General features: G+C 72.0%; 2 protein-coding genes. One reads left to right on the forward strand and one right to left on the reverse strand.

The window, feature by feature from the left end:
* Positions 1-1,066, forward strand: a 1,066-nt coding sequence (locus tag E3T33_RS07230) for a 2-oxo acid dehydrogenase subunit E2 (protein WP_134575039.1), incomplete at its 5' end; no start/stop codon positions are given.
* Between the two features lie 141 nt (positions 1,067-1,207).
* Here E3T33_RS07230 and E3T33_RS07235 read toward each other — a convergent pair.
* Complete coding sequence (locus tag E3T33_RS07235; RefSeq protein WP_134575040.1) at positions 1,208-1,930, reverse strand: hypothetical protein; 723 nt, start codon at positions 1,928-1,930, stop codon at positions 1,208-1,210.
* Positions 1,931-2,042: the final 112 nt, after the last annotated feature.

A 2,042-nucleotide genomic window follows, 5' to 3' on the forward strand; every position in this document is an offset into this window, starting at 1 on the left:
ACCAGCCCCGGCCGTCGCCCCGCCGGCGCCCGCCGCCGTCGAGCCGCCTCCCGCAGCAGCAGCTCCTGCCGCAGCAGCGCCTGCGCCGGTTGCCGCACCCGTCGCAGCCCCGACGGCCGCACCCGTTGCAGTTGCCGCACCGGCAGCCGCACCCGCAGCGGCCCGTGGATCGCACGCCGGAACATCCGGCTACGTGACGCCGATCGTGCGCAAGCTCGCCAACGAGGCCGGCGTGGACCTGTCCACGATCACCGGGACCGGCGTCGGTGGACGCATCCGCAAGGAAGACATCGCCGCGGCAGCCGAGGCCGCTCCCAGCGCGTCTGCTGCCCCGGTCATCGAGGTCTCGCCGCTGCGCGGAACCACCCAGCCGATGTCGCGTCTCCGCAAGGTCGTCGCCGAGCGTGCCGTCATCTCGATGAACTCCTCGGCGCAGCTCACCACCGTGGTCGAGGTCGACGTGACCCGGGTCGCCATGCTTCGCGACAAGGTGAAGGCGGACTTCCACGCAAAGACGGGCAACAAGCTCTCGTTCCTGCCGTTCTTCGCCCTGGCCGCGGCCGAGGCGCTGCGGACCTACCCGATCATCAACGCCACCGTAGACGGCGACCAGATCGTCTACCCGGCGCAGGAGAACATCAGCATCGCCGTCGACACCGAACGCGGCCTGTTGACTCCGGTTGTGCGTAACGCCGGAGAGCTCGACCTGGCCGGTTTCGCCGCCCAGATCGCCGACCTCGCCGCCCGGACGCGCGACAACAAGCTGAAGCCGGACGAACTGTCCGGAGGCACCTTCACGCTGACCAACACCGGTTCGCGCGGCGCGCTGTTCGACACCCCGGTCGTCTTCCTGCCGCAGAGCGCCATCCTCGGCACCGGAATCGTTTACAAGAAGCCGGTCGTCGTGACGACCGACGGCCTGGACTCGATCGCCGTCCGGTCCTGCCTCTACCTGGCCCTGTCCTACGACCACCGCATCATCGACGGCGCGGACGCCTCACGCTTCCTCACCACGATGAAGGCGCGCCTGGAGGCCGGAGCGTTCGAGGGCAACCTGGGAATCTGATTCCCCGCTTCATCCGCTCCACCCTTCGAAAAGGGGGCGACCCGCCAGGCTCGCCCCCTTTTTTGACGCTGAGGGGTCGCATATCGACCTTCCTGAGGCAAACGAAGGTCGATATGCGACCCCTCACGGCTCGAGCTGCAGCTAGTAGTCGAAGATCTCGCGCAAGAGCCAGCCGCCCTCGCCCTTGACCGCAAGCACCGAGGCCGGCCGGCCTTGTGGCCCCGATGGGTCGGCGGGCGGGGCCGGTTCGGTTGGCGGGGCCAGTGCGACGAGCGCCGAGTCGCCGATGCGCTCCACCAGGCTCGCCGTGTAGCCGTCGAAGGCCTGTGGGTCCGCCGCGCCTCCGCCTTGCTGGGCGGTCCTCGCGGCGTACGTGTCCGCTGCCACGACCGCCGACCCGGGCTGGTCGACGCCGTCAAGGCAGACGACGGATGCCCGGGCGAGGCAGCCGGCGCGCAGCCGGAGCAGCACCGGAACAGCCTGCACCGGGTCGTCACCGGCCAGCGCTGCAGCATCCGGCGCGGTGGCATCCGGCGCGTCGAAACGGCCTCTCCCCTCGGGGTCGGCCGTCGTGGAATCCACGTCTACCCCGGCCACGCCGGTCGCCGACGTGCCGGAGGAATCCGTGCCGGACGGGGCGGGCAACAACCCGAGCGCCAGCAGGACCAACCCCGCCGCCACGACGGCCGCCAGCGACAGCGGGCGCCGACGCAGCCTCACCCGGTCACGCAGCCGAGAGAGCCCGCGTCCCACCGGATGCCCCGCCAGCGCGGTGCCCAGGGTCGTGCGCAGAGCGGTGCCCAGCGCCGTGACCAGCTCCGGCGGGAGATGGAGCAGCCGAAGCCACGCCGGCAGCGGCCTCACCTCCGGCGGGACAGGGGCCCGCTGCCCCACACCGGGACCGCGTGGTCCCGGCCCGACCCCCGGCCAAACCCCAGGCCCCCGGCCCGGCCGCGCCTCGCCCAGGCCCGGCCGG

The sequence above is a fragment of the Cryobacterium sp. TMT1-2-1 genome, from assembly GCF_004403955.1.
GTDB classification, from domain to species: Bacteria; Actinomycetota; Actinomycetes; order Actinomycetales; family Microbacteriaceae; genus Cryobacterium; species Cryobacterium psychrotolerans.